Source organism: Massilia litorea (assembly GCF_015101885.1).
Classification (GTDB): Bacteria; Pseudomonadota; Gammaproteobacteria; order Burkholderiales; family Burkholderiaceae_D; genus Telluria; species Telluria litorea.
Window position 1 is genome coordinate 1,110,909 of sequence record NZ_CP062941.1, and the last position, 21,309, is coordinate 1,132,217.

Consider the following 21,309-nt stretch of genomic DNA (forward strand, 5'->3'; position numbering starts at 1 on the left):
GGGGAATTACTTCAGCAAACGCGTACGGCTGGCAACGAAGGCAATGACCAGCGACAGGCCACCGACATAAGCAATCGCCATCTGCATGCCGACGTGCTGGGCGATGGCGCCGATGACCGGCGGGCCCATCAGGGTGCCGCTGTAGGCCATGCTGGCGACGCCGGCCAGGGCGACAGGACCCTGGGCGCCGGCGGCGCTGAACACGAAGGGGAACAGCAGCGACAGGCCGAGGCCGGCGATTGCGAAACCGCCCAGGGCTAAATAGGCGTTCGGCGACAGCACGGCGAAGAACAGGCCGGCAGCGGACAACATCGCGCCGCTGGTGATCAGGCGCTGGGCGCCATATTTCGTCTTCAGCTTGTCGCCCACCAGGCGCGAGATCAGCATCATCGCCGAGAAGCAGGTCAGGGCCAGCGGCGCCATGCCGTCGCCGACATTGAAATGCTCCTTCAGGAACACGCCGCTCCAGTCGGCGATACTGCCTTCCGACATCGAGCCGAGGAAGCCCAGCAGGCCCAGCAAAGCCATCGGACCGCGCGGCAGCGCAAATTTTTTCTTTTCAACCTGTTCGGCCGCATCTTCGATGTCGAGCATCTGACAGGCGCCGACCAGTGCCATGGCCAGGGGAATGGCGACCATGATGAAATGGCTAGCCGGAGCGATGTGCAGGCCGGCCATCAGGCTGCCGAGGGTGGCGCCGGCCAGGCCGCCGCCGCAGGCCAGACCGTGCAGCATCGACATTTGCGATTGTCCGGTCTGCTTTTCGCGCTTGGCGGCAGCGGCATTCATGGCGACGTCATAGGTCGACGCGGTGATGCCCAGCATCAGCACGGCCATCATCAGGCGCGGCACGGTCGGCGCCAGGCCGATCGAGACCAGCACGGCCAGCAAAGCCAGGCCGGCGATCAGCAGCGATTTACGGGCGCCGAAGCGGCCCATCAGGAAAGACGACACCGGGAAGGACAGCAAGGCGCCGACGCCGCCGCACAGCAGCACCATCGACAGGGCCGAGTGCGACACGTGCACCCGTTCGGCCAGGGCCGGGATGCGGCCGGCCCAGGAACCCATGATCACGCCGAACAGGGCGAAAATGATGGGCAGAGCATATTGTTGGGCTTGAGCGAAAACCGGGCTGCGCGACGAGGAGATCGGGGCAGTAACGGCAGGAGCAGTGGTGTGCATTGTTTCCGAATAAAAGTGAACTATCCCTGTGCTGTCAGCGTGCTATCCGAGAGGCTCCACTCGTCGGGAAAGCGTTGGTGCGGTGGCGTCTTGTTGACTGCTCTGCCGTTCGTAACTGACTGCTAACAGGGGTATAAAAAGCAAACGCCAACCGGTTATTGGTTGGCGTCAAGAAGTTATGGGTAGCAATTTTACGCAATCGGGCGGCGGTTTTTGTTTTCCACGCGGAAAAAATTTATGCCCGTTGCGTCATGTTCACAGTCAATATTTCAAGTCGTTAGCAGGGCTGCATGAGCTGTTTACGGTCTGGCATGAAAAGGCGTTACGGAGTGTAAAAACCCTTGGCGCAAGCACGCAGGAAGCCGCAATTCCGGCCTCTCCATACCGGAGAAATTGCGCCATCTCACCACCGACCAGGCAGGCCCGGGGTAGCGTTAAAGCTTCCGATAGGAAACTTTTGAGGAGATTCCGATGTCCCCTGCGTATTGGCCCTTCCTGCTGGCGGCGTTCATTGGCAGCACCGTCCAGGCGGCACCCTATCCGAATGTCTACGGTGCCCCGCCTGAAGTACTGCGCGGCAGCGACTGGTATCGCCAATGCCTGCGCGTGAAGAACCAGCAGCCGGCGCGCCCGGTCGTGGCCGGCAAGGGCGAGAACGGACGCTGCGATGCCGCCGGCCTGTATTACGAGACCGTCAACCTGCCGGATGCCGGCAAGGCTGACTGGGAGCGGGTGCACGCCTGCGCGGCGCGCACGGAGGCGCATGGCGTGCTGATGATGCTGTATGCGAACGGCGCCGGGATGACGCCGCAATTCGATCTGGCCTTGAAACACGCATGCAGCATCCAGAGCCCGGTCGGCGAGATGAAGAGCCGCGTCCAGCACCTGCGCCGGCGTGCCAGCGGCGACGACCGGGAAGCGATCGACGTCTGCGACGACGCCGCTGCCGACCTGCGGGGCCAGTGCGCGGCCATGCGCGAGCGCCAGCGCGACAAGTCACGCAGCGCGCAGCTCGCGGCATTGACCCGTGGCTGGAATGCGAAAGAGCAACTCGGCCTGGAGATGGCAAGCAAAGCCGTCCATTATTTTGCGCAGCACCGGGTCGACTACGAGACCGATGCCGGCAGCAGCGCCACCCGCTCTCTGCAGCTCGACGTCCAGGCGGCTGAACTCGACCAGTTCGCCTTCGATGTGATGGACGCCGAAGGCGGCAAGGCGCCGCGCTTTTCGGAAGGCGAATTCGCCAGCCTCGACGAGAAGATGAACGCGGTCTACCGCCAGTTCATGCTGAACCGCCCGGCCAGCACCTCGTATCTGGGCACGATCCGCAAGACCGGCGTCGAGAAGACCCAGCGCGCCTGGCTCGCATACCGCGATGCGATGGAACTGTTCGGTTCGATCCGCCATCCGCAGGTGCCCGGCTCCGCCTGGCGTGCCCAGCTCACCGCGCGCCGTTTAAAACAGTTGACGGAGCTCGACAACGCCGCGGCGGGGCGCTGATCGTCCTGTCCTGCATCCGGGCAGCGCGCCGGCACGCGCGCGCAACGCGGAGTAGGATGGCAGTTCTGCAATCCTGAGGACTGATCACATGAGTACGCTTTTCGATATCCCGCTGCACCGCCTCGACGGCCAGGACGCCACGCTCGCCGACTACCGGAATAAAGTCATGTTGATCGTCAACGTCGCCTCGCAATGTGGCCTGACGCCGCAATATGCCGGCCTGGAAAAACTGTTTGAGCAATACGAAGAGAAGGGCCTCGTGATACTGGGCTTTCCCTGCAACGATTTCGGCGCCCAGGAGCCGGGCACCGAGGAGCAAATCGCCGATTTCTGCCAGCGCAACTACGGCGTGCGCTTCCCGATGTTCGAAAAAGTCGAGGTCAACCGCGAAGCACGGCACCCGCTGTACCGCGAACTCATCGCAGCCCAGCCGCAGGCGCGCCAGGCCGAAGGCAGCACCTTCGGCGAAAAGCTGGCCCAGCACGGCCTGAGCCCGAAGAACCCGTCGGATGTGATGTGGAATTTCGAGAAATTCCTCGTCGGCCGCGACGGCCAGGTCATTGCCCGCTTCGCACCGGACGTGAAACCGGACGATCCGGCGCTGGTGGCGGCGATCGAGGCGGCGCTGGGCTGATCGGCACGGGCGATGTGGCGCGGGGGTTAGATAGGGCACGGTGGACAGGGGTGAAGCCCACTAACCTGAGTCCATGGTCAAGCAAGTATCACCTCGCAAGCTGTATGCGATGAAACGCATGTCGATTGCACTGGCACGCGCGTCAAGCGCCCGCCCGTTTGGCCCGGCAACGGACCAGGCGCTGCGCTGGGCCGCGGCCTGGGGCATGGTGTGCGGCATCCGCACGCCGAACACCCCGCTGCGCCTGCGGCGCGGCACGCTGATCGGCTCGGCAGGCGGACCACGCCTGAATTGAGCCGGCGCACGGCATGGCGCGCTGCCGGGATTTTTCGCGCGTCGCCGAAGTCTGACCAATCCCACTTGCAGGAGCAGCGTCATGGCATACGTCGATGGTTTTGTGATTCCCGTCCCCAAAGATAAGCTTGAGGCCTACCTGGACATGTCCAGGCAATGCGCCGCCATCTGGCGCGAGTTCGGCGCCACCGAGTTCCGCGAATGCGTCGCCGACGACGTCAAGCCGGGCAAGCTCACCTCTTTCCCGCAGAGCGTGAACCTGGAAGAAGGCGAAGTGGTCATCTTTTCATGGATCGTCTACCCCTCGCGCGCCAAGCGCGACGAGGTCAACGACAAGGTCATGCAGGATCCGCGCATGGCCGAGTTCATGAAGCCGGAGAACATGCCCTTCGATGGCAAGCGCATGATTTACGGTGGGTTCGAGATGATGGTGGATATGTAGGCCTGGCGCCAGGCGTAAAAAACCCGCAACAGGTTGCGGGTTCTTGGAATACCGTCGCTGACGATCAGAACGGTTCAAGCGGATCTGCCCGATCTGCCCGCCAGTGGCGGCCGGGATCAGGCGCTTCTTGAGTGAGCATTCACTTGCGTTGTAGATCGGAAAAGGTCAAGATCAGGCACAATCGGTGATCCTGAATGGGAGGACGGCGGCATGCCGTGGTCGAGTTCATCGAGGCCCCTCGCTTGCACAGTAGTCGGAGCAACACAGCATGTGTGCGTCAAGAGCATATCAAAGCAGGTGGGCGACCGTCAGGAGAAGTGCGAGGCGTGGGAGCGCCTGGGCGAGCGAATCGACACGCTGCTGAACAATGCAAACGTGATTCAGTTCTCGGCGAAAGGGGCATGAATTTGCGTTACTATTTGGACGAAGGATGTTACGACCGCCGATCAGCGAGCTCGAAAAGCTCTTGTGTTTGAACTGTCGACCCGCGTAGCTCAATGGTCGCTCCGAGCCGGAAAAGCTTACTGTGACGACTTCGGGACCATTAAGTTAGGTTACCGGTTTGGAACAAAACTCCTCTATACTGGGAACTTTCGGGAAAAGTTACCCAAGGTCGGCATGCTAGATATTTCTGTCATTCTTAACGTTCATAACGAGGCGCGGTTCATCGCTCGCACCATGAGGTCTCTGAGCGAAGCGGCCGAGTTCGCACATTTCGAAGGGATCAGGACAGAACTTATTGTCGTCCTGGACTGTGCGGACGAGCGAACGCGACAGGCGGTACAGCGTACGAGAGCCACCGGTTTCAATAAGGTGCAAGTTGTCGAGTGCGAGAATCGCTCACTCGGTTTAAGCCGAAATACAGGCTGCGACCTTGCGCATGGCGAGTATCTGTGCCCGCAAGACGCTGACGACCTGGTCTCGTTTAACTACTTTGCAGACATACTCGCGCTCGCGAAGCGTCGGGGGCGCGAAACGATCCTGTTTCCTGAATGGCTAATCGGTTTCGGCGCTAGCAGATGGATGAGTCGCCATGAGAACGCCGCTCGCGGCCAATTCCTCATGGTAGATCAACACGCCTTTAATTCGCGTGCTTTTTTTCATCGGTCGGTGTACGAGAAACAGAGATATGAGCATCCCGACCATACTCGCGGACACGCGTACGAAGACTACCTTTTTAATTCGACCGCGATCGCGAATGGATTCGAATTGGACTACTGTCCCGGCATTGTCCTTTACTACCGCCAGCGTCCGAACAGCATCATGGCCAGCGCCAGGCGGTCTGGCCGCCTGGAGGTCCCTCATAACCCGCTCTTTTCGCCCAAGAAATACATGGCAAGATTTGAAAAAGAGTACGGACAGGTGCGAAGTGGTGCATGGCCGGAACCAGCCCAGTACGACATTGCTGCGGCTTACCGCGCGAATAACGCACTTGCCGTCCTGGCGGTTGCGGCGAACAGGATCGACCCAATAATCGACACGGCTTTGCTTGCAGGCGGTACGGGCTGGGCGCCTACCTGGGCCTCATGTGAGGCCGCCGCAGTTTATTACGAGATGTGTGCAGAAGTTGGAGACCGGACATTTACGGATGTATTCGTTCTGCCTTATCTTCGTCCCGGAGGCGCTGAGCGGTATATCCTGGACGTGATGCGCGGCCTACTGAATACTGGAATTGGAAGAAATGCGCTCGTAATCACTGGAGAGTACGCCGAGGCGCACACATGGCGCCATAAGCTTCCTGCTTATGTCACCTGCGTAGATGTTTATTCTTTGGGCGCGCGACTGAACGATGAACAACGTGAGCGTCTTACGGCACGTTTAATTATGTCTGTCGCTCCCGACGCCCGCATACACGTGAAGACAAGTTTCTTCGGGCACAGGCTGATTAAGTATCATCATCCGCATTTTAGACAAAATAAAATCATTTACTACCGTTTTTGTGATGACATGCATTTCGAGGCGGGAACGTTGGCGACTAGTGGCTTCGGCACGGAATTTATCTGTGACCATCTAGACGAGTTCACCAAGCTCGTATCTGACAATGCGGCGACCGTTGCGGACGACGTCAACCGCTTTGACCTCCATCGCGAAAAGTGGGTATGCCTGCCGGCTCTTATCGAGCCGGGCGAGAGAAAGGCACGACCGAGCGGAAGCCCCAATAAGCGGGTGCTTTGGGCGTCGCGGATTGGGCAACAGAAACGCGTGTCGCTGCTCCCGCATCTGGCGTTGGAACTATCGAAGAAAATGCCGGACGTGACCCTCGATGTGTACGGAACATTCGATCATGGGTTTCAGATTGACATGTCGAAATTCAACTATCGGGGCGCTTTCAGCGATATCACCGACATCGCGCTCGATCAATATGATGCGTTTATCTATACGACATGGTATGACGGTCTGCCGAACATCATTCTTGAGGCGATGGCTGCCGGACTGCCCGTGATCGCGCCTGGAATCGGAGGCATCGCGGACGCGATCACGGACGGAGATACGGGCATCTTGTTGGACTTGCCGCTCGACGATGCGCAGGCTGCGTCGCAGTACGTACAGGCGCTCGGGCTGCTCTACGAAGATCCGACTAAATTGGCCTGCTTGTCGGCCAACGCACTGAACTACATTTCGGGGCGCCATGGACGCGCCGGCTATCTTGCAGGAATTAAAAGGATTTTCGGGGATACGAATTATGAAAAGGCTGCTTGACGAAGAGGCTGTCGTGCATATGGATTACACGGCTCGAAAGGTGGCTGAGTTGCGCGCACAGTTGTTGCATTACGCTCGCAAGCTTGACGCAGCTGAGCGCGACAACGATTCGCTGCGACATCAGTTGATCGAATACCAACACGAGGCGCACGCTTGGAGAGAGTTCAGCCGGTCGCGCTCGTACCGGCTGATACGCAGCTACAGAGCTCTATATCGAGTACCTTTATTGCGGCACGGCCTGCGGACTGTGCGTTGGATCGTGCGGCGCTTGCGTCACCCCCGCTGACTTTTTTGCAAGAGCCGGACGGAAGATATGCCCCGCAGTGACGATCCACTGCGAGCCGACGGAACAGAGCGTTCGATCGAGACGCTACGAGGCTGGCGCATTCGCGTTTAGACAGTGTTTTTGAGACCGTCAAGGTAGTTCGCCCACGCTTGCATGCGTGCTCGCCGCTTATCGAGCCATTGCGTGCGATTGTAGGCGCGTCCGAGGGAATCGCGGACTCGTATGCTAGCTGCATCTCGACGACTTCGCCTTAATAGCCTGATTTCTCCACCGCGAGCGTACGCGCGGTTGCGCGCCCGCCGGGGATTCCCAAGCTTGCAACCGGTGCGATCGTGCCGTTTCAGCAAGTCGATTCCTGCATTGCTTAGGTCCCGATGCAACAACGCCAACGCCAGGCACACAGCATGAACCGTGTTGGCGGCTCGGCTGCGGTACGGTGCATCGCTAAGTATAGGGCAGCCTCATGGACTGGTAAGCCTCCAGGTCTGTTTAAAACAGAATGACGCTTCCCATTCCAAAACTTGACACGCTTTGCGACGAATCTCGTCATTTACCCACTGTTTTGGCTAAGAGGGTGTAGACAAAATCAATGCTGGTAAGCGAGTCTATTGAGCAGCATACGCGCCTCTGCCAGCCACACCCAAGCGGCTGACACAGCAAGCATTCGGTCGTGATCTATTACCGTGCGGCGCCAGCGTTCAGTCCACGCGTGGGTCAGTTCAAACCCGGTTAGGCGCCCTATGTAGTAGTTGCGCCACAGCTCCACTAAATAAGTGTGGATAAAGAAAAAGCGCGTGTGCCTTCGGCACACGCGCTTCTATCGACAAAAATACGACAAGGCAGGGTTTAGAACGGAATGTCGTCGTCCATGTCCGAGAAGTTTGGTGCCGGACGCTGCGGCTGTGGACGGGCTGCCGGGGCCGGTGGCGCCTGGCGTGGTGCCTGCTGGCGCTGCGGTGGCGCATCGTAGCCGCCGCCGTCGTCCATGCCCATGCCGCCGCTATCGCCACCCATGCCGGCACGGCCGCCCAGCATCTGCATGTTTTCAGCGACGATGTCGGTCGCGTAGCGCTCGATGCCGTCCTTGTCCGTGTACTTGCGGGTCTGCAGGCGGCCTTCGACGTAGACCGAGGAACCCTTCTTCAGATACTGGCCGACGATCTCGGCCAGGCGGCCGAAGAACGAAATGCGGTGCCATTCGGTCAGCTCTTTCTGCTCGCCGGTGTTGCGGTCCTTCGACTTGAACGAGGTGGCGACCGCGATGTTCGCGATGGCGTCGCCGCTCGGCATGTAGCGGATTTCCGGATCGCGGCCGAGGTTGCCGACGATGATGACCTTGTTGACTGATGCCATGGTGGTACTCCTTCAGGATTTTGTAAGCCCTGGCTCTGCACGTGTCTAAGCGCCAGGGAACTGAGTGATACAGCACGATATTATGGGGCCGAAGTGCCCGCATATAAAGAAGATTTTGTTGGCTTGAGTCAGCATCCGACGCGGCGCAAAAAGTGCCGATCCTTGTCCCGGTACCCCCGCAAATTTATTTTCGGATTCTGAACTATTTGCCATTGAAGCCGGGCGCAAACGGCTCACATACACCGGGAGCGGTATTGTCGATTTCAGTTCGCTTGTGAGAACGGCATATCAAGCTGACAGCGCTGGTACACCAGAGTACTGGATGAATGTACAGCCGCAACAAAAACGCGTTAAACTAGCAGATTCCCCCTCGATTGGCCCGCCCATCGCGACAGTTCGTGCGCGGCCCCGCAAAACTTATTGAAAGCCTGCCAAATTTAATGGAAGAAATTCGTATTCGTGGTGCCCGTACGCACAACCTCAAAAACATCAATCTCGACCTGCCGCGCAACAAGCTGATCGTCATCACCGGCCTGTCGGGCTCGGGTAAATCCTCGCTTGCCTTCGATACCCTGTATGCCGAGGGACAACGCCGCTATGTCGAGTCGCTGTCGGCCTATGCGCGCCAGTTCCTGCAACTGATGGAAAAGCCGGACGTCGACCTGATCGAGGGTCTGTCCCCCGCGATTTCCATCGAGCAGAAGGCAACCTCGCACAATCCGCGCTCGACCGTCGGCACCGTGACCGAAATCCACGACTACCTGCGCCTGCTGTACGCGCGCGTCGGCACGCCCTACTGCCCGGACCACCCGCACGAGCCGCTGGCGGCGCAGACTGTCTCGCAGATGGTCGATTCGGTGCTGGCCATGCCCGAGGGCACCAAGCTGATGATCCTGGCGCCGGTCGTGGCCGGCCGCAAAGGTGAACATTCCGATCTCTTCGCCGGCATGCAGGCGCAAGGTTTTATTCGTTTCCGCATCCAGAGCGGGGTCAATCCGGCCCGGATCTACGAGATCGACGAGCTGCCGAAACTCAAAAAGACGGAAAAGCATTCGATCGACGTCGTGATCGACCGCGTGAAAGTGAATCCGGAGATCAAGCAGCGCGTGGCCGAGAGTTTCGAGACCGCGCTGCGCCTGGCCGATGGTCGCGCCGTCGCCTACGAGATGGACACGGAAAAAGAGACCGTGTTCTCGAGCAAGTTCGCCTGTAATGTCTGCGGCTATTCGCTGCAGGAACTCGAGCCGCGCCTGTTCTCGTTCAACAACCCGATGGGCGCCTGCTCGCAGTGCGATGGCCTCGGCCACATCGAGTTCTTCGATCCGAAGCGGATCGTCGCCTTCCCGAACCTGTCGCTCGCCTCCGGCGCCGTCAAAGGCTGGGACCGCCGCAACCAGTTCTATTTCACGATGCTGTCGAACCTGGCGTCCCACTACGAATTCGACCTCGACAAACCCTTCGAGCAGTTGCCGAAGAGCGCGCAGGACGCCGTGCTGTTCGGTTCCGGCAAGACGTCGATCCCGTTCACCTATGTGAACGAACGCGGCCGCACCGTGATTCGCGAGCACACCTTCGAGGGCGTGGTGAACAACCTGCAGCGCCGTTATCGCGAGACCGATTCGATGGCGGTCAAGGAAGAGCTGGCCAAATTCATCAACGAGAAGAAATGTCCGTCCTGCGACGGTGCGCGCCTGCGCACCGAAGCGCGTTTCGTGAAAATCGGCCAGGGTGCCCAGCAGCGTGCCATTTATGAGGTGTCCGATAAACCGCTGCGCGACACGCTGGAGTTTTTCGAGACCCTGGAGCTGACGGGCGCCAAGAAGGACATCGCCGAGCGCGTCATCAAGGAAATCACGGCACGCCTGAAATTCCTGAACAACGTCGGCCTCGACTACCTGTCGCTGGACCGCAGCGCCGATACCCTGTCGGGCGGCGAGGCGCAGCGGATTCGTCTCGCTTCGCAGATCGGCTCCGGCCTGACCGGCGTGATGTACGTGCTCGACGAGCCGTCGATCGGCCTGCACCAGCGCGATAACGACCGCCTGATCGCGACCCTGAAGCACCTGCGCGACATCGGCAACAGCGTGCTGGTCGTCGAGCACGACGAAGACGCGATCCGTACCGCCGACTACATCGTCGACATGGGTCCGGGCGCCGGCGTGCACGGCGGCCAGATCATCGCCGAGGGCACCTTAGAGCAGATCATGGCGAACGAACACTCGGTCACCGCCCAGTACCTCGACGGCCGCCGCAAGATCGTGGTGCCGAAGAAGCGAACGCAGGCCAACCCCGAGCGCCAGCTGGTGATCACGAACGCCACCGGCAACAATCTGAAGGGCGAAACGCTGACGCTGCCGGTCGGCCTGATGACCTGCATTACCGGTGTCTCGGGTTCGGGTAAGTCGACCCTGATCAACGACACGCTGTATCCGGCCCTGTCGCGCCACCTGTACGGCTCGCAGACGGAACCGGCGCCGCACGACGCGATTTTCGGCCTCGAGCATTTCGACAAGGTCATTTCCGTCGACCAAGCGCCGATCGGCCGCACCCCGCGCTCGAACCCGGCGACCTACACCGGCCTGTTCACGCCGATCCGCGATTTGTTCGCGACGGTGCCGACGGCCAAGGAACGCGGCTATTCGGCCGGGCGCTTCTCGTTCAACGTGAAAGGCGGCCGCTGCGAAGCCTGCCAGGGCGATGGCGTGATCAAGGTCGAGATGCACTTCCTGCCGGACGTGTATGTGCCCTGCGACGTCTGCCATGGCAAGCGCTACAACCGCGAAACGCTCGAGGTGCATTACAAGGGCAAAAACATCACCGAAGTGCTGGAGATGACGGTCGAAGATGCGCACGAGTTCTTCAAGCCGGTGCCGGTGATCGCCCGCAAGCTGCAGACCCTGCTCGATGTCGGCCTCGGCTACATCAAGCTGGGGCAGAGCGCGACCACCCTGTCGGGCGGCGAGGCGCAGCGTGTGAAATTGTCGCTGGAACTGTCGAAGCGCGATACCGGGCGGACGCTGTACATCCTGGACGAGCCGACCACCGGTCTGCACTTTGCCGACATCGACCTGCTGCTGAAGGTGATCCATCGCCTGCGCGACCAGGGCAACACGCTCGCCATCATCGAGCACAACCTGGACGTCATCAAGACGGCGGACTGGATCGTCGACCTCGGTCCCGAGGGCGGCGCCGGCGGCGGCAAGATTGTCGCGACCGGTTCGCCGGAAGCGGTGGCGAAAAATCCAAACAGCGTGACGGGCAAGTACCTGGGACCGCTGCTGAAGCAGTAAGCGGGGTCGAAGTAAAAAAAGCAGAGCCGCGGCTCTGCTTTTTTTTCGTGCCAGACGGCGCACCGCCTACGCCTGCGCTGCCTGTGCGCGCAAGGCGGCCATCGCCTGGCGCATGAAGGCCCGCATCGGCGCATCGACCCAGCCGCCATTCGTCAGCGCTGGCTCGTTCTCGAGCGCCTGGCGCAGCTTCATCTGCGTGGCCGGGTTGTCGCCCGCATACGAACGGAACAGGTCGAACCAGTGCTGGGCAAGCGGCCGCACCTCGGGCGCGTCCGGTGCGTGGCCCGCGTCCATCGCGCTGCGCACCTGTGCCACCAGTCCCGGCCACTCGGCGCTGCGCTTGCCGATGTTGGCGCGCAAATACGCGTATTCGTCGTCGTCGAGGTAACGGCGGTAGATCGCGCATTTTGCCTCGTAGGCCGCGGCGATCACGAAGCCCATCAGCGCCGGCGTGATGCCGGTCTGGTCCTGCACCGAAGGCTCGCGTTCGTGCATCGCATTCAGTTTGGCGAACAACACCGGGTTGTTGCCGGTGTCGCGCACGATCTTCGTCATCCATTCCTGCGCCAATGCCTGCGCTTGCGGATCGGTCGGCGCGGCGCCGGCATCCAACAGCGCCTGCACGGCGGCCACCAAGGCCGCCCATTCCTGCGAGCGCGCCGCCGAATCCGTGTACAGCGGCAGTTGCTTCAATTCGTCCTGCGAAAAATACTTGTCGTACATGCTCATGTGCTCCAGTGTGGTCAGCCAGTCGGCCAGGTCCGGCTCCTGCCCAGCGATCAACTGCTGCCGCAGGCGAGACAGGCGGATGCGCAGGGCATCGGCTTCGTCGATCTGCTGGGTCAGCATGGCGATCTGCTGCGTCACGACGTCGACGAGCGGCAGGTCCGGCCTGGTGAGATAGGTTCCGATGTCGGCCAGCGACAACCCGAAACGGCGCAAGGCGAGGATGCGGTGCAGCCTGGCGATGTCCGCGCCGTTGTACAGCCGGTAGCCGGCATCGGAACGCGCCGAAGGCGTCAGCAGGCCGATCGCGTCGTAATGGTGCAGCGTGCGTACCGTCAGCGCGGTGCGTTTCGCCAACTCTCCAATTTTCAGCAGCATCGGTCTTCCTTTCTTCAACGTGGACCCAGCTTGCGGCCTGACGCTACGTGAGGGTCAAGCACTCCGTAAAACAGTGAATATTAATACCTCGCTGGGTTGCCGAAGGCTGTCATGGCGACGTGATCGAAGCGGCGCGCCCCTGGTGTTCCGAACGCGTGTTCATGAACTCCCTCTACTCGGCCGTGTACAGCGGCTGGTGCATGCGCACCGGCCGCACATCTAACCGGATCCGGTAGATCGACCACGCATCCTCGCGGTTGGTGGCGTATTCGCGCGTATCGGGCATGCGTGTAAAAGTGAATTCGAAGCCGCGTTCCGGCGCACGGCTGGCCGGTCCTTCGAAGGCCAGGCCGACGGCGCGCTGCAGGTCGCTGTCGACCAGTTTGACCAGCAGGTCGAGAACCGCCGTATTGCCCAGGATGTCGGTATAAAACAGGGCGTCGCGGTGCTCCGCCCCCGTCTTCTCGACCGGCTCCTTGCCTGGCCCGGGAATAAACCCGCGCTGCGCGAGGCTGAAGCGGTCGCCGTTGTCCAGGTAGCTGATGCGCGCATTCGACAGGTTGAAATGCGCCCTCGCCTTGTCCGTGACCGCCTCGCCCAGGTCGAGCACGATCGCGCCGGTGCGGCCGATCACGCTCACCTCGCGCGTGGGCGCCACCACCATGGCGGTGTCCTCGTCGATCCCGAGTCCCAGCGTATAGCCCTTCTTCAGCATCGCCGGCAGCATGCGCGCGAAGCGTCCGCGCGCCAGCAGGTGCTGGTCGACGAAGACATCGTCGCCAATGAACCCCAGGCCGGGCGCGATATCCTTGCCGTCCACCAGGCCGTGCTTGAGCAGCGGCAGCACGTCCGGTGGCGGATCGTAGAACATGGTGCTGCTCATGACGGCGGCGCCGGCGCTGGTGCCGGCGATGACGCCGCCGCGCCGGTACAGCGTCCACAGCGCATCGAGCACCGCGCTGTTGCTGCCGTCGGGGCGGCGCAGCGCGCCGGTAATGCGGGCCTGGTCGCCGCCGGTGAAGAACACGCCGCCGGCCGTGCGTACGGCTTGCGCCAGCGCCGGGTCGTCGGCCACCTTGCGCACATCGCTGCCCGCCAGGCGCGGTGCCAGCGGCACGACGAAGGCCTGTGCGCCATGGCGGTTCAGGTTATTCGCCGCCATGCTGCCCTCCCGTTCGGGATTCTCCGCGGCCGTCGGCAGCACCGCGATGCGCGCCCCCTTGCCGCCGGCCAGCGCCACGATCTTTTCCCACACGGCGGCATTCTCGGCGCGCAGGCCGCCGCCGATGATCACCAGCGACCCTTTCGGAGGATCGCCGGCCGCGGCCGCGGCCGGCGCCAGGGTCACAGCCAGCGCCAGCGCGCCGATTACCTCCTTCAGCATGGCTTACCTGAACGAATAGTTGACGCTGACGAAGCCGCTGCGGCCGCGCGGATCGGTGTAGCTGGGGTCGTACCCGGCCAGGAAGAAATACGCCTGGTTCGAGAACGGCGGATCCTTGTCGAGCAGGTTGAGCAGGCCGGCACGCAATTTGAGTTGCTTGCTGATGGTCCAGCTGCCGGTCAGGTCCCACAGCGAATACGACTTCACCTTGTTGGGCGCCAGCAGCGCATCCGTAAACGGGTCGTAGGTCGTGTTCTGGTCGGTGTAGCTGGAGGAGTACTGATTGGCCAGGGTCAGGCTGACCGGGCCCTTGTCCCATTCGAAGTTGATGCGATGGCGCCATTTCTGGATCGCCTGGTCGTTCAGGAACACGCCCAGGTTGCTGCGGTAGGGTTCAGCCGGTCCGAACTGGCGGTCGTAGCGCAGGATCCGGGTGCCCGACAGGTTGACGCCGAAGCGCCCCCAATCCCCGCGCTCGCTGCGCCAGTCCGCCCCCACGTCGATGCCCGAGGTCTTCAGGCGCCCCTGGTTTTCCTTCATCAAGAGGATGTTCGAAATGAAACCGTCCTCGTCGCGCTCGATGTACTTGCCGTTGTAGGCGGCCGGATTCTCGATGATGACCTGCTCGCCCAGTGTGCTGATGACATCGCGCTTCTCGATGTTCCAGTAGTCGACCGAGAAGCTGGTGCGCTTGTTCAGCTCGACCACGGTACCGAGCGTGAACTGGCGCGACTTCTCCGGTTTCAGGTCGGGATTCGAGCGGCGCTCGACGTTCCACTGGTCGGTGCACAGGTCGATGCTGCCTTCCTGGGCCACGCACTGGGGGTCGGTCAGGATGCCGGCCGAGGTGCCGAAGATGGTCGGGCGCTTCAGGTCCGACAGCGAGGGCGCGCGGAAACCGGTACCGGCCGAGGCGCGCAGCAGCAGGGCCGCGTTCGGCTGCCAGCGCAGGCCGAGCTTCGGGTTGGTCGTGCTGCCGACTTCGCTGTAGCGGTCGTAGCGCAGCGCGAACTGCATCTCCAATTCCTTGGTGAATGGGGCATTCAGTTCGGTGAAGACCGATGCCACCCTGCGGGTGTTGTCCGCCGTCTCGACTTCGAGCAGCTCGCCGGCCGGCACGGTACTGTCGCGGTCGCCCGCAATGTTGTTCGAGACGAGCAGGCTTGAGGGCGTGAAGACCTGGTGCTCGCGCCGGAATTCGCCGCCGACGGCCAGCGCCAGGTCGCCACCGCCGAGCGTCGCCAGCGCGCGCGACATCTTGCCGTCGATCGAGGTGGAGATGCCCTTCGCCTTGCGCGCCTCGTCGCTGATCTTGATGCTGTTGATCAGGTCGAGGCCGGCCTGGGATGAGGGTGCGAACGGATTGATGGTGCCGTTGCGTACGCCCGCTTCGAACTGGTCGTACAGCACATAGCCGTTTACGTACTTGTCGACCGCCCGGTTCTCGGCGCGCGCCAGGGCCAGGTCATAGTCCCAGCCGGCGAGAAGGCCGCTGGCGCCCAGCACCAGGCGCTGGCCCGTGCTGCTCACCTCGTTGCTGCGGTTGCCCGCTTCCTGCATCCGGTAGCGGATGCCGCTGAAGGTTGCCGGCAGGTCCGGACCCGAGAGCGCGTTGCGGTAGGCCGCGGGGAGGATGCTCACCGGCAGGTTGCGGATGCGCACCGGATTGGGCGACAGCACATAGGTCGATTTCGCGTCGGTCTGCACCAGTTCGGCGAACAGCTGGTTGTTGTCGTCCAGCTGGTAAGTGGCGCGGCCGATGAAGCCGATCTTGCGCGAATCCGGGTAGATCTCCGTGTCTTCCATGTAGTCGTAGCTGCAGCCGGCCACGCCGCCCGGGCCTTGTGCGGCGTAGACGGTGGCGGGCGGATTGCAAGCGGGCGCACTCGGGTTGACCCGGCTCGACCTGCTGCCGGCCGGCAGCAATCCGGCGCTGACCAGGGCGGCCCGTTGCGCAGCCGAGATGTCCACGTTCGCGGGGAAGGTATTGCTCGACATCTGGGCCGGCAAGGTGGTCGCCAGCGCGCGCTCGGCGATGAAGCTGCGCTGGCGCGAGCCCAGGCGGTCGAGCTGCTGGACGTCGAGGACGCCGAACACGTTGAAGCGGTCGGTCGCGAGATCGCCGGCGCCGGCGCTGAGGCTCGCGGTGCGCTTGCCGGCGCCGCCGTGCTGGGTACCGGCAACCGAGGCCGCCAGGTCGATCCCGGTATAGTCCTTGCGTGTAATGAAATTGATCACGCCGCCGATGGCGTCGGTGCCGTAGATCGCCGAGGCGCCGTCCTTCAGCACCTCGACGCGCTGGATCGCGCCGGCCGGAATGTTGTTCAGGTCGACGCCGGCGTTGTCGCCCGGAGAGGCGAAATTGGCCAGGCGGCGGCCGTTCAGCAGCACCAGCGTGGACGACACGCCCAGGCCGCGCATGTTGGCCCCGTTCAGGCCGCGCTGGCCCGAGGTGCTGTCCGAGATGCTCGGCCCGTCCGTCAGCGGTGCCGTATTCGCGCTGATGTTGCGCACCAGTTCGGCGGCGGTGGTGACGCCCATCTTGTCGATGGCCTCGCGCGAAATCACTTCCACCGGCAGCGCCGCCTCGTCGTCGAGGCGTTTGATCGACGAGCCGGTGATCAGGACGCGCTGGATCTTCGGCGCATCCATGTTCGACTGGTCTTGCGAAGTTGGCTGCGCACTTGCCTGGTGCCCCATCAGGCTCAGTGCGGCAAGGACGCTCGCGGCCAGGATGCTCGGCCGCAAGGTATTCGACATCTGCTTACTCATGCAATGCTCCCTTTGATGATGGCTCAGGACTGCTGGACGGAGGTGTCACATCGGCGTATGGGATTGCTTTTGTTTCCTTGATGGCATGCAAATGTTTTACTATTTCCAAATGTAATGCACGTCCTGTCGCAAGCTCAACATGTATTTGAAAACAGGCTGTCGTTTATTCGCCTCGCGTAAAAACGTAGGCCGGCGCCCAACAGATGGGGCGAACGGGAGGCGCATAAAAAAAGGGCAGAGCCACACGGCCCTGCCCTTTTTTACGCGCAGCCGCTATCGAAGCGGCCGCCCTCCTCAGAAAACGTGGTCAACCAAGCTGCTGCTCCAGCTTCTGCTTGGTCGCCACCAGCTCTTGCGGCAGGTGGTAAGACAGTTTCTCGAACAGCTCGGTGTGCAGTTTCAGCTCTTCGCGCCAGGCATCCTTGTCGATCGAGGTGATCTGGGTGAACTGTTGCTGGCTGAAATCGGTGCCGTCCCAGTTCAGGTCGCCATAGTTCGGCGAGGTGCCGAACAGGTGCTTGGTGCCGCCCGTCTGGCCTTCGCTGCGCTCGAGGATCCACTTCAGCACGCGCATGTTCTCGCCGTAGCCCGGCCACACGAAATTGCCCGACTCGTCGGTACGGAACCAGTTGACGCAGAAGATCTTCGGCAGCGCGGCGGCGTTCTTCGCTTCCACTTTTTTACCCAGATCCAGCCAGTGCTGGAAGTAGTCGCTCATGTTGTAGCCGATAAACGGCAGCATCGCGAACGGATCGCGGCGCACGACGCCCATCTGGCCCGCAGCGGCGGCGGTCGTTTCCGAACCCATGGTCGCGGCCATGTAGACGCCTTCGACCCAGTTGTTCGCTTCGGTCACCAGCGGCACGGTCGTCGAGCGGCGGCCACCAAAGATAAACGCCGAGATCGGCACGCCGGCCGGATCGTCCCAGGCCGGATCGATGACCGGGTTCTGGGTGGCGGCGACGGTGAAGCGCGCGTTCGGGTGGGCGGCCTTGGTGCCGGAGGCCGGGGTCCAGTCTTTACCTTGCCAGTCGATCAGGTGCGCAGGGGCCTCTTTCGTCATGCCTTCCCACCAGACGTCGCCGTCGTCGGTCAGCGCGACGTTGGTGAAGATGACGTTTTCGCGCAGCGAGGCCATGCAGTTCGAGTTGGTCTTGTCGTTGGTGCCCGGGGCCACGCCGAAATATCCCGCTTCCGGGTTGATGGCGTAGAGCTGGCCGTCCGCGCCCGGCTTGATCCAGGCGATGTCGTCGCCGATGGTGGTGACTTTCCAGCCGTTGAACGAGGTCGGCGGGATCAGCATGGCGAAGTTGGTCTTGCCGCAGGCCGAAGGGAAAGCGGCGGCCACGTATTTCTTCTTGCCTTCAGGCGATTCGACGCCCAGGATCAGCATGTGTTCGGCCAGCCAGCCGGTGCCGCCTTGTTGCGCTTCCTGGTAGCCCATGTTCGAGGCAATGCGCAGCGCGAAGCATTTTTTACCCAGCAGCGCGTTGCCGCCGTAACCGGAACCGAAGGACCAGATCTCGCGGGTGTCCGGATAGTGGACGATGTATTTGGTGCTGTTGCACGGCCACGGCACATCCTTCTGGCCATTCGCCAGCGGCATGCCGACGGTATGCACGCATGGGACGAATTCGCCGTCCGCGCCCAGCACGTCGTACACGGCCTTGCCCATGCGCGTCATGATGCGCATGTTGACGGCGACATAAGGCGAATCGGACAGCTCGACGCCGATGTGGGCGATCGGCGAGCCCAGCGGGCCCATCGAGAACGGCACCACGTACATCGTGCGGCCGGCCATGCAGCCGTCGAACAGGCCGTTCAGGGTCGTGCGCATCTCGGCCGGGTCGGTCCAGTTGTTGGTCGGGCCCGCTTCTTCCTTCGTTTTCGAGCAGATGAAGGTGCGGTCTTCGACGCGCGCCACGTCCGACGGATCGGAATGGGCCAGGTAGGAATTCGGGCGCAGTGCAGGGTTCAGGCGCTTCATCGTGCCTGCTTCGACCATCTGTGCGCACAGGCGGTCGTACTCTTCTTCGGAGCCGTCGCACCAGTAGATGGCGTCAGGCTTCGTCAGGGCGGCGATGTCTGCCACCCAATTGATGAGCTTCTGTTGTTTGACGTGGGATGGAACGTTCAGGGCGGCGACGCCGCTCATCACGGGCTGGTTCATGGTACCTCCAACAATTAAGAATTCTGTGTGGTCCCGGCACGGCAGGATCGTCGTCTACGCACGGGACTGCACGGTGGAATCCCTGGCTCTTGTGGAGCGGCGCTACGGCGGTCGTGTCGGCGGCCTCGGCGAACGAAGCCCGTGGAACAGGTGAAGCGTGGTCTGATATACACTTTGGTGGTGTCAAACCCTTAATATTCGGCCGATTGTACACCCCTCAAACGGCGATTCAAGCGCTCCAGATCGAAAAATGTAGGAAATATAGTTGACTAATATAGTAGGCTACTTCGATTCTGCGGGAACCCGTTATTCTTTTACGCGCCCATCCATAACTTCGCTCAACTCCGATGAAAATTGCCATTCTCGACGATTACCAGAATGCCACCCCCAGCCTCGACTGTTACAAAATATTGGATGGTCATGAGGTCAAGGTGTTCAACAATTCCGCGCGCGGCCTGGGCCAGCTCGCGATCCGGCTGGCGCCCTACGAGGCGCTGGTACTGATCCGTGAGCGGACGAGCCTGCCCGCTGCCCTGCTCAACAAGTTGCCAAACTTAAAACTCATTTCGCAGACGGGCAAGCTGGCCGGCCACGTCGATGTGGCGGCCGCGACGGCACGCGGGATCGCCATCGCCGAGGGTGTCGGCTCCCCCGTGGCGCCGGCCGAGCTGACCTGGGCGCTGATCATGGCGGCCAGTCGCAAGATCGTGCCGTATGCGACAAATTTGAAAGACGGGATCTGGCAGACGGCGTCGACGCATCCCGAGCTCAACGGCCTGGGGCGGGTGCTGCGTGGGCGGACGCTGGCGATCTGGAGTTACGGCAAGATCGGCAAGCTGGTGGCAGGATATGGCAAGGCCTTCGGGATGCGCATCCTGGTGTGGGGCAGCGACACCAGCCGCCAGGCGGCGGTGGCCGACGGGTTCGAGGCGGCCGCCACGCGCGAGGCGTTTTTCGAGCAGGCCGACGTATTGAGTTTGCACCTGCGCCTGGCCGAGGCCACGCGCGGCATCGTCAAGGCGACAGATCTGGCGCGCATGAAACCGGACGCTTTATTGGTCAACACGAGCCGGGCCGAACTGGTCGAAGCGGGCGCACTGGAGGCGGCGCTGCAGGCGGGCCGGCCGGGCATGGCGGCGCTGGACGTGTTCACGGAGGAGCCCTTGCCGCCGGATGCAGCGCTGCTGCGCATGCCGACGGTACTGGCGACGCCGCACCTGGGCTATGTCGAGCGGGATAGTTACGAGCTGTATTTCAGGGCGGCGTTCGAGAATGTCGCGCATTTCGCGGCGGGCAAGCCGACGAATATCCTGAATCCCGAAGCGTTAAACGTCGGGACGTAGTCAGCGCAGTTCGGGCTCGCCCGTCAGGTTGATGCGGCGCGCCGGCATCACGTGGGAACGCGTCCAGAGTCCGGCCCAGCCAGGCGGCCAGCCGATTTCCGGACCGGTATAAGCCGGCAAGCCGGCGCGCACCGCGACCACCGGCACCGGCGGCGCGTCGATCAGCCCGCCACCCGGTGGCCGCTCGACGTTCAGGCTGTACATGTAACCCGGCAGCAGCGCCTCGCAGGTAGCGGCGAACCAGGCCGTGTGGTCTTCGTCGCGCCCCAAGGCCTGGGCCAGGCCCTGCGGATCGAATTTCGCCAGGGCGTGGATCAGCTCCTCGGTCGTGGCGCCGGGCGTGTCGCCCCACCCCATCACCGGATTATTGTTGTACTCGGCGCCCGATCCGTACCAGCCTTCTCTCCAGGAGCGCTGCATCCAGTTGCGCTGCCCCGTAAACAGATGCCAGCGCCAGTGCAGGCCGGACGGCTTCGGCCACGAGTACAAATACAGTTTCTGGTAGCCGGCACTGTGCAGCTCGCGCACGACCGCCATCAGGCGCGCATGCGGCATGCGGTCCGGCGGCGCGCGCCGGAAAAGGATGGGCTCGCCATCGGCGTGCTGGACTTCGTCGCTCGAGAGATTCAGGTCGAGCGTGCGCGCTTCGTTGCCGAAACGGGCGGAAATCCAGCCGGTCAGCAGGTTGACGTGGGTGATCACGCCATACCCGCGATGACGGTGGAAAATAACGGTTCCTGGAGCAACGGCTTTCATACGATGGTGTGGGGCTTGCCCTTAAAAAAGATCAGTCTACTCATCCGATCCAGCCGATTCTAGCGCAGTCACATCTGGATACACACCATTTTGGCGCTA

Annotated in this window: 14 protein-coding genes and 1 pseudogene; 7 read left to right on the top strand and 8 right to left on the bottom strand. The window is 62.1% G+C overall.

The window, feature by feature from the left end; genetic code table 11:
- Positions 1-6 precede the first annotated feature (6 nt).
- Positions 7-1,182 carry an MFS transporter gene (locus tag LPB04_RS04935; RefSeq protein ID WP_193687628.1) on the bottom strand — a complete coding sequence of 392 codons (1,176 nt, stop codon included), beginning with the start codon at positions 1,180-1,182 and terminating at the stop codon, positions 7-9.
- 471 nt (positions 1,183-1,653) lie between these two features.
- Here LPB04_RS04935 and LPB04_RS04940 point away from each other — a divergent pair, with 471 nt between their 5' ends.
- The 5 genes from LPB04_RS04940 (at position 1,654) to LPB04_RS04960 (ending at position 6,752) form a co-directional block, all read left to right on the top strand.
- Positions 1,654-2,682 (top strand): lysozyme inhibitor LprI family protein, encoded by a 1,029-nt coding sequence (locus tag LPB04_RS04940; RefSeq protein WP_193687629.1) that lies wholly within the window; start codon positions 1,654-1,656, stop codon positions 2,680-2,682.
- Positions 2,683-2,770: 88 nt separating this feature from the next.
- The gene (locus LPB04_RS04945) at positions 2,771-3,316 is read left to right on the top strand and encodes a glutathione peroxidase (RefSeq protein ID WP_193687630.1); all 546 of its coding nucleotides are present in this window, start codon (positions 2,771-2,773) and stop codon (positions 3,314-3,316) included.
- 118 nt (positions 3,317-3,434) lie between these two features.
- The gene (locus LPB04_RS04950) at positions 3,435-3,611 is read left to right on the top strand and encodes a hypothetical protein (protein ID WP_193687631.1); all 177 of its coding nucleotides are present in this window, start codon (positions 3,435-3,437) and stop codon (positions 3,609-3,611) included.
- Positions 3,612-3,692: 81 nt separating this feature from the next.
- A complete protein-coding gene (locus LPB04_RS04955; protein ID WP_193687632.1) occupies positions 3,693-4,052 on the top strand; it encodes a DUF1428 domain-containing protein in 360 nt (119 codons plus the stop codon).
- Positions 4,053-4,520: 468 nt separating this feature from the next.
- Positions 4,521-6,752, top strand: a complete 2,232-nt coding sequence (locus LPB04_RS04960; RefSeq protein WP_193687633.1) for a glycosyltransferase — start codon at positions 4,521-4,523, stop codon at positions 6,750-6,752.
- Between the two features lie 872 nt (positions 6,753-7,624).
- Here the strand turns inward: LPB04_RS04960 and LPB04_RS23980 are convergent.
- Positions 7,625-7,759 (bottom strand): annotated as a pseudogene (locus LPB04_RS23980) (IS5/IS1182 family transposase); the annotation flags it as partial.
- 125 nt (positions 7,760-7,884) lie between these two features.
- Complete coding sequence (ssb, locus tag LPB04_RS04965) at positions 7,885-8,391, bottom strand: single-stranded DNA-binding protein (protein WP_193687634.1); 507 nt, start codon at positions 8,389-8,391, stop codon at positions 7,885-7,887.
- A 440-nt stretch (positions 8,392-8,831) separates the two neighbouring features.
- Between ssb and uvrA the strand changes: the two genes are divergently transcribed.
- The gene (gene uvrA / locus LPB04_RS04970) at positions 8,832-11,681 is read left to right on the top strand and encodes an excinuclease ABC subunit UvrA (protein WP_193687635.1); all 2,850 of its coding nucleotides are present in this window, start codon (positions 8,832-8,834) and stop codon (positions 11,679-11,681) included.
- 66 nt (positions 11,682-11,747) lie between these two features.
- Here uvrA and LPB04_RS04975 read toward each other — a convergent pair whose 3' ends face one another.
- The 4 genes from LPB04_RS04975 to LPB04_RS04990 form a co-directional block, all read right to left on the bottom strand.
- Positions 11,748-12,785, bottom strand: coding sequence for a MerR family transcriptional regulator (locus LPB04_RS04975; RefSeq protein ID WP_193687636.1), 1,038 nt, complete (start codon positions 12,783-12,785; stop codon positions 11,748-11,750).
- Between the two features lie 172 nt (positions 12,786-12,957).
- Positions 12,958-14,169 carry a cyanophycinase gene (locus LPB04_RS04980; RefSeq protein WP_193687637.1) on the bottom strand — a complete coding sequence of 404 codons (1,212 nt, stop codon included), beginning with the start codon at positions 14,167-14,169 and terminating at the stop codon, positions 12,958-12,960.
- A gap of 3 nt (positions 14,170-14,172) precedes the next feature.
- Positions 14,173-16,941, bottom strand: a complete 2,769-nt coding sequence (locus LPB04_RS04985) for a TonB-dependent receptor (protein WP_193687638.1) — start codon at positions 16,939-16,941, stop codon at positions 14,173-14,175.
- A 307-nt stretch (positions 16,942-17,248) separates the two neighbouring features.
- Positions 17,249-19,111: a phosphoenolpyruvate carboxykinase (GTP) gene (locus LPB04_RS04990; protein ID WP_193687639.1), complete on the bottom strand. Its 1,863-nt coding sequence runs from the start codon at positions 19,109-19,111 to the stop codon at positions 17,249-17,251.
- 347 nt (positions 19,112-19,458) lie between these two features.
- Here LPB04_RS04990 and LPB04_RS04995 point away from each other — a divergent pair, with 347 nt between their 5' ends.
- The gene (locus LPB04_RS04995) at positions 19,459-20,454 is read left to right on the top strand and encodes a D-2-hydroxyacid dehydrogenase family protein (protein WP_193687640.1); all 996 of its coding nucleotides are present in this window, start codon (positions 19,459-19,461) and stop codon (positions 20,452-20,454) included.
- Here the strand turns inward: LPB04_RS04995 and LPB04_RS05000 are convergent, their stop codons facing one another.
- Positions 20,455-21,210, bottom strand: a complete 756-nt coding sequence (locus LPB04_RS05000) for an L-asparaginase (RefSeq protein WP_193687641.1) — start codon at positions 21,208-21,210, stop codon at positions 20,455-20,457.
- Between the last annotated feature and the right edge of the window lie 99 nt (positions 21,211-21,309).